Raw genomic sequence first — 6,396 nt, 5'->3', positions numbered from 1 at the left:
TCGTTTGCGCCCTGGATCAAGCCGCGGCAGCGGGGTCTCATCGCAAAATACCCTCGGCTGGGAGCGGATAAATGCTAGCAGCGCATCATAGAGAAGCTCAAGCCACCAGGCGACCCGCGTCACCCAGGCGCCGAGCGTGCCGCGATCGATGATGACGCCGCAGGAGGCAAGCATCTGCGCCTGGCGATGCAGCGGCAAATGCCAGGCGAACTTCGAAACGGCGACATGGGCGGCAAATGCGGTGGTCACCATGCCGCCATCCATTACGCGCGCCGGCGCCGAAGCCTGGACCATGACGCTCTCGCAGGCCCGGCATGCATAGCGCGGCCGGATTGTCCGTTTCACCCGGACAACCGCAGGCACGATGTCGAGCGCCTCGCTGACATCCGTGCCGATGCAATGAAGTTCGAACGAGCAGCACGGACAAATCTTGCTCTCCGGCTCGATGAGCTCTTCATACCGTGGGAGATGCTTGGGCAAACGACCGATGTTGCGCGACGGCGATCGCCGCTCCTGCTTTGTCACCTCGGCGACGGGTGCAACATCGTCATTGGCCGCCGCGGGAATGTCGCTGAGATCGCCAAGCTCAAGCATCGCCTGCGTCGGGTCGATCGCCGTCATCTTCTCCGATTTCGGTCCAAAGAGCTGACCCTCCAGGAAGGCAACGCGCGCCTTGAGGTCGGCATTCTCTGCATCGAGCGAGAGAATGATCCGGCTCAATTGCGCGGCGTCCTGAGGTAAAGGATCGGGTCGAAGCGGCATGGCAGACCCTAGCACATGATCCTGAATCTTCAAGCAAATCCAATAGGATCAGCCCGCTTTCGTTGGCCGCTTTACGGTGTTTCTCTTGACCCGCGTCCAGTCAATACCGGCCAGCAAAAGTGAGAACTCCTGGCTACTCATCTGCATCGCGACATCGCGGATCGGTGGCCAAACGAACTTGCCTGCCTCCAGCCATTTCGTCGCCAGGATCATGCCTGATCCGTCCCAATAAATGCAGCGCAGGCGATCGCACCGCTTGGCGCGGAACACAAACACGTCACCACAGTAGGGATCAGCCGCAAGGGCTGATGCCACCAGCGCAACAAGGCCATTCATGCCGCGCCGGAAGTCGACAGGCTGCGTCGCCACCATGATCTTCACGCCATTCGGCGAAAGTCCGATCACCGGCGTGCTCGCAACGCCGCCACGATCGCCTGCGCCAACTCGGGCGCCACCGAGCCGATCACGGTCATGCGCGCGCCGGCAATCTCGATCTCAATACGACCCGTGGCGTAGTGGGGGACATCCGACGCCGAGTTCTCGGAAGACGTTCGATCGCCAACCACCGTCACCGGCACGAACATTGCCTGCTGCGCGCAGGTACTGGCAGAGCGACGAGAGGTCAACCCAGATTCCCGACGCCAGACGTTCAGCAAGCCGCGATTGACGCCCCAGCGCCTGGCAACGGCCGAGATGTTCACGTCGGGCTCTGCGCTTTCCGCAAGGATCCGCGCCTTCTCCTCGTCAGTCCAATTCCGCCGCTGGCGTCGACCGGTGATCACCTCGATCCGACGATACTTTCCTTCATGCCTGGCTTCATGCATGCCTTCATCCATGACTTCAAGCATGGCATCAGCGCGATCTCCAACCATCCTGTCCGCTCCTATCGGTGAAGGAGCCTATCTCGCGGCCTCGATCACAAAAGGAAAGGTGGGCTGTTCGTAGCGCTCACACCCTATCGGATCGCGCTTTTGCGTGGGCCCCACCGGGGCCGGTCCCCAGGACCGTCCTAGAGCAACTCATTACGGTCCTTGGTTGCTCTTGCCTGCCGCCTTCTATCATCCCTGTCATTACCGCCCATGCCTTGATTTTCGGCATTAGGTAGCAAAAACCACCAGACCTGAAATGGCATCGCGACTACCCTCGTTTCGGTGAAAACGGGGCCTCGAATGAGTGTAGCGTATGAGTAGAAGCAGAAGCGAGCCGCCTTGACTGACAGGCTGCAGCAGCTTGAAAGGGAGCGGGTCGACATTCAGGAACTGATGAGAGCGCTGGATCGCGTCATCCTGAGCTACGACCCCGACCATCAGGCATCGGCGCTGACGAGACCTGAACAGGGTAACCGCTCCCGAAAGGCCAAGCCGCTGCCCCAACTGACGACTATAGGACGCGTTCGGCAGTCAGCTCAGTTCGACGGGCGGAAGGTTCTGTGGGAGATCGTCGCTTAGCCTTCCCAGATCAGGTCCGGCGGCTTGTTGCCCTGCCAGTACCCACACAGATAGCGTGATGTCGAGCGAAAGAGTGCCTTGCCCAGCACCTGGCACGTATGGCCTCGGTTACCCACCTGGCGGCAGTCCTCGCCCCACGCGAGCTCGGCCACGTACTATTCGAAGTACTTCAACGAAAACCGATGGTGGATACAGACGTATGCCCGTTGGACCCGCGAGAAGAAGCTCTCGACCTGGTTGCAGTTCGTTCCGTCGTCGGTCTGATAGGCCTGAGTGGTTGACGCGTTGCTGCTCGTTCAGGCCAATCAGGTCGTTATAGCTGCCATGCTCGTCCGCGAAGACCGCTGCCTCCCGCGACACGTGATCCCGGACGGCCGCCCAGGCTGCGTTGCCCTCTTCGTCTCGGATGATCCGGGTGAACTTCTGGCTTCCCAGTCCGCGCTGGCGGATCGCAAGAGCGCACAGACGCTTCATGTTCTGGTATTTCCTGAGACGGCGGTCGATGCGATCCTCGGCCTTGTTTTCAGGACGGATGTGGCCGCCAGCGTACTTGCCGTCAATCTCGACCTGGCCATCGAGCACCATCTCCTTCCTGCGCCATGCCGCCGATCTCGCGCGAGAGCTGGAGCGCCGCCTTGCCTTTCACCGAGTTCGCCGAGAACCAGATGGCGATGAGCATCTCCTTGAAGTTCAGCTTGCGTGCATGAAACACCGTGCCAGAGGTGACGCTGAACACGACCTTACAGGTCTTCTCGGTGCATTTGAAGCGGTTGCGGCTCATCGTGTGGCAGCGCAGCGTTCCGCACTTTGGGGCAATAAGGCTCGTCCTCCGTCTCGTGCCAGCACAGACGCTTAAACCAGTTGTAGGCAGTCGTATCCCGCATCCTGGCGAGATCGAGCACCGTCAGCGTTCGGCACTCTGGCGACAGCAGGAAGTGCTGGCCCTTGGGCGTGTCTTCGGGGTTCGCCATGGCTCAACCCCTCCGCGGTCCGGAGGAAGGCCGGGCGTATTTCCAAGCCCCCGCCCATGTCACTGACGGCCAACACCGAAGCGTGGCTGCGGTGGGCAATGGCGGCGGTAGCGATGGCGATGAGCGTCATGTTCAGGCTCCAGAGGTCGACAGCAGGCACAGCGGATCGGCGGCCTAAAGCGGCCGCGGGAGATCAGCGCATGCCAGTATGACGCGGCACTGCCTGGCGCTAGGCTACGGGTCAGCCCTGATCACTTTCTACGGTGAGGCGGGTGCGACTGCCTACACTGTAGCCCGGTCAATTCAGCGCCAAGTACCAGTGCAACGCAAGCCACGTTGCTTGCTTGGAAAGTCTTTGATTATAACAAGGCGCGTCTGCAGAAATCAGAGGTGTGCAGAATGAATTTCCTTCGCAGGCATTGGTACAACCTGGGACTCGCGTTTGGAGCCATCGCGATCGCGGTCGCTCTCCTTGGCAATCTCCAGACGGTGCAGATCATCCTGCTGATCTTCTTCGCGGCTCTTACGCTGCACCAGTTCGAGGAACTCGGCTGGCCTGGCGGTTTTCCATGGTACTACAACGAAATAATCAGGCCAAAAGGCGGCCCTTTCGATCGGAATCCGCTCAACCAGAACAACAACCTGTTCATCAACGTTTGGGCGGCTTACCCAGTCACGCTCATGCCGGTCTTTTCCCCGACGCCATCTGGATGGGCTTCGGGATCGTGCTATTCGGGTTCGGACAGGTCATCGTTCACGCCATCGCCTTCAACATCAAGCTCAAGTACTTCTACAACCCCGGCATGGTCACGGTGCTATTCTTATACTTGCCTCTCAACGTGTGGTACCTCGTCGAGGTGTATTCCCACCAGACTGTGCTGCTCTGGAACTGGGCCGCCGGCTTTGGCTACTTCGCCTTCTTTAGCGCGGTCTTGATCATGTGGGTGGGCTTCACGCTTCTCACCGACAAAAACTCGCCGTATCCATTCGCTCCAGAGGAGCTGGAGCGGTGGAACCCACGGGGTCATCGAGCTCGACTCGGCCTCCCAGAGAACTCGGCGAAGGGGTGAGAGAGCCGAAGCAATTTCAAAGCGTTCCCCTGTTGAGATACCAGTAAAGGCCTAGTCGAATTCGATTGGGACGCAATGACCGCTATTGGCGCTTTGCGGGCGAAGCGCAATGACAGCTACCTCGCAACGTTGTCACTGACCCGATCAATGTCAGCAGCATTATGGAATGCTTTTTCTGTTCAATTCAGAGGCGTAAGTCGCTTTTGGTGGTCTTAGCTACTTAATGCCGTTGATTTTCGGTCCGCGGTGCGCCGCCTTCACTATCATTCCCCGGAAACAGTATTCGGAGTATCCACGTCAAAACCAGCCACGAATGCTTCGCTGGTGATTGCATCCATGAGATCCGTGTCGGAAATATCCAGATCAGGGAATATACTCCGGACTGCCCCTAGGGCCTCAGACGTGGCAAAGGGCCGGGCTTCTTTCTGGCACGCGCTCAGAAACGCGGCAATTGCCGCGCGCACCTCAGGCGACATGGTAAGGGAGCGCTTCGTCATCATCACCTCCCAGTGGATGAATCTAAACGCTCGCTGGGTCTCTATGTTCCTGATTCCCGGCGAAATGCCACCGCCGACGGGTAAGCAGCAAACGCCCCGGAGTAACGAGGTGGATTGTATCACGTTGAGACTAGGCAATGGAATTGGGCGGGTCCTGCGATCACAGCGAGTGGTCCAGCCTTTTGTTCGCTATGCCGCCGGAGTATCGCAGGTGGGGAACACACTCGAGCCGCCGTGGAAAGCGAAAACTTCGATCCGCCTACCTACGGCTTTCGCAAGCTCAGCGATCTTGTGCAGGACAAACGCCTTCGATATCCAGCATATCGAAGGCAAACCTCTACGGATCCGTGTCAAGCAACAGGCATCCAAAAAGAGGGCCTGAGTTCTCGGCGCGGACGCCTGTCCGATCTGCCGAAAACGAGCGAGGAAGAGCCCTCAAACCTTCCGCCGCGGCTGCCGACGCCGGAGCTAATCTTCATCTCACCCACCGATCTTCATTTATACAACGAGGAGCAGGCCCACATGGGCGAGTGAGACGGCGCCGGCGTCCCCTGACGTGCGGCACCAAGGGCGTACGGTCCAGTGTTTTCGCACCAGAATCGCTCCAGGCAGTGCGCGTCGACAATGTCATGCTGCGCGGATGAGACGACAAAACCCCGGTCCACTCCCATGAACCAGGCTCACAAGCTTTCCTGTTGGCATGGATCATCGCCAACGACGCTAGGAACGCGGTGGGCACAATGGTTCAAGCTTTGGAGTGACCGTCTGCTTGCGATTGTTGCTCCTATGCGGAACCCGTGATTTGGTGAAGGTGCGACAGCGGGTACGACGGAATCTGGGAGGAAGATATGTCCAGGCAAACAGAAGAGAACAGGGACGAACTGCAAGAGATTGCGGACCGTGCGAGCCGCTATTTGGGAAAGCCCGCCGAGTTGCTTACGGATCGGGAACGCGCGGTTTTTCAGCGCCATCTTACCCGGCGCGCGATAGCGCGGGACCCGAATCGCTCTTTTGACGAGAAGTTGACGTCCGGGCAACGTTTGGCGGACAAAGTGGCCGAGTTCGGTGGCTCGTGGGCCTTCATCATGACGTTCGCGCTAGCACTTGCGTTGTGGGTCGGAGCGAATGTCCTTGCAACAACCCACGCCATCGATCCATATCCTTTCATCTTTCTCAATCTCATCTTATCGATGCTGGCAGCCGTTCAAGCACCCGTGATCATGATGAGCCAGAACAGGCACTCAACCAAAGACAGGGTCGATGCGACACACGATTATGAGGTTAACCTGAAGGCGGAAATTGAGATTATGGCGCTGCATGACAAGCTGGATCAAATGCGCGACGTCGAGCTGAAATCGCTGATTGATAAGCAACAACAACATATCGAGTTGCTGGCGGGGCTTCTCATCAATCGCGACAAATAGAACTTTGCTCCCCGCTAACGGCCGCGCGCTGTCGGATTTCACGTTTATGGATTCGGGCCCGACTGCCCGTCAAAATGCAAGTCGTAGCTGATGTCGTCGAAGTGTGCCGCTACAAGCTCCCCCGCCGCAACACCTCGCAATTTCAGCCCGGATGGGAAGCCTAAAGAAGCTTCCGCTGTACAAGTATCAATTGTATGATAATCATCTGAAATAGGGACTAATCT

General features: G+C 58.5%; 8 protein-coding genes and 2 pseudogenes. 4 read left to right on the top strand and 6 right to left on the bottom strand.

Features of this window, described 5'->3' with window-relative positions; all coding sequences use genetic code 11:
* The 3 genes from BLU15_RS36865 to BLU15_RS36855 form a co-directional block, all read right to left on the bottom strand.
* Positions 1-762 (bottom strand): IS66 family transposase (locus BLU15_RS36865; RefSeq protein WP_143034347.1); only part of this gene is annotated, 762 nt, incomplete at its 3' end.
* A 48-nt stretch (positions 763-810) separates the two neighbouring features.
* Positions 811-1,167 (bottom strand): IS66 family insertion sequence element accessory protein TnpB, encoded by a 357-nt coding sequence (tnpB, locus tag BLU15_RS36860; RefSeq protein ID WP_090302240.1) that lies wholly within the window; start codon positions 1,165-1,167, stop codon positions 811-813.
* On the bottom strand, positions 1,164-1,634 hold the full coding sequence (locus tag BLU15_RS36855; protein WP_090302239.1) for an IS66-like element accessory protein TnpA: 471 nt from the start codon (positions 1,632-1,634) through the stop codon (positions 1,164-1,166). The genes tnpB and BLU15_RS36855 overlap by 4 nt, the downstream gene beginning before the upstream one ends.
* Positions 1,635-1,970: 336 nt before the next feature.
* On the opposite strand from BLU15_RS36855, the gene BLU15_RS36850 reads away from it, so the two are divergent.
* Complete coding sequence (locus tag BLU15_RS36850; RefSeq protein WP_090302237.1) at positions 1,971-2,210, top strand: hypothetical protein; 240 nt, start codon at positions 1,971-1,973, stop codon at positions 2,208-2,210.
* A gap of 155 nt (positions 2,211-2,365) precedes the next feature.
* Here BLU15_RS36850 and BLU15_RS36845 read toward each other — a convergent pair.
* Both BLU15_RS36845 and BLU15_RS36840 read right to left on the bottom strand, forming a co-directional pair.
* A pseudogene (locus tag BLU15_RS36845) lies at positions 2,366-2,795 on the bottom strand (transposase).
* Positions 2,767-2,991, bottom strand: a complete 225-nt coding sequence (locus BLU15_RS36840; protein ID WP_143034346.1) for a hypothetical protein — start codon at positions 2,989-2,991, stop codon at positions 2,767-2,769. The pseudogene BLU15_RS36845 and the gene BLU15_RS36840 overlap by 29 nt, the downstream one beginning before the upstream one ends.
* A 759-nt stretch (positions 2,992-3,750) precedes the next feature.
* Between BLU15_RS36840 and BLU15_RS36830 the strand changes: the two genes are divergently transcribed.
* On the top strand, positions 3,751-4,251 hold the full coding sequence (locus BLU15_RS36830) for an HXXEE domain-containing protein (RefSeq protein ID WP_090302228.1): 501 nt from the start codon (positions 3,751-3,753) through the stop codon (positions 4,249-4,251).
* A gap of 272 nt (positions 4,252-4,523) precedes the next feature.
* Here BLU15_RS36830 and BLU15_RS36825 read toward each other — a convergent pair.
* Positions 4,524-4,748, bottom strand: a pseudogene (locus tag BLU15_RS36825) (hypothetical protein); the annotation flags it as partial.
* A 234-nt stretch (positions 4,749-4,982) separates the two neighbouring features.
* On the opposite strand from BLU15_RS36825, the gene BLU15_RS39785 reads away from it, so the two are divergent.
* Positions 4,983-5,282, top strand: a complete 300-nt coding sequence (locus tag BLU15_RS39785; RefSeq protein WP_090302226.1) for a hypothetical protein — start codon at positions 4,983-4,985, stop codon at positions 5,280-5,282.
* A 314-nt stretch (positions 5,283-5,596) separates the two neighbouring features.
* Positions 5,597-6,172: a DUF1003 domain-containing protein gene (locus BLU15_RS36815; RefSeq protein WP_090302222.1), complete on the top strand. Its 576-nt coding sequence runs from the start codon at positions 5,597-5,599 to the stop codon at positions 6,170-6,172.
* Positions 6,173-6,396: the final 224 nt, after the last annotated feature.

Origin of the sequence: Ensifer sp. YR511, from assembly GCF_900103045.1 — a bacterium.
In the GTDB taxonomy this organism is placed as follows: domain Bacteria; phylum Pseudomonadota; class Alphaproteobacteria; order Rhizobiales; family Rhizobiaceae; genus Ensifer; species Ensifer adhaerens.
This window is presented reverse-complemented; position numbering and strand designations above follow the sequence as displayed.

Bases quoted from the DNA above. Each gene is read 5' to 3' on its own strand.
- BLU15_RS36830 (WP_090302228.1), top strand. From the start codon at position 3,751: ATGGTACTACAACGAAATAATCAGGCCAAAAGGCGGCCCTTTCGATCG.
- BLU15_RS36855 (WP_090302239.1), bottom strand. From the start codon at position 1,634: ATGGTTGGAGATCGCGCTGATGCCATGCTTGAAGTCATGGATGAAGGC.
- BLU15_RS36840 (WP_143034346.1), bottom strand. From the start codon at position 2,991: ATGAGCCGCAACCGCTTCAAATGCACCGAGAAGACCTGTAAGGTCGTG.
- BLU15_RS36815 (WP_090302222.1), top strand. From the start codon at position 5,597: ATGTCCAGGCAAACAGAAGAGAACAGGGACGAACTGCAAGAGATTGCG.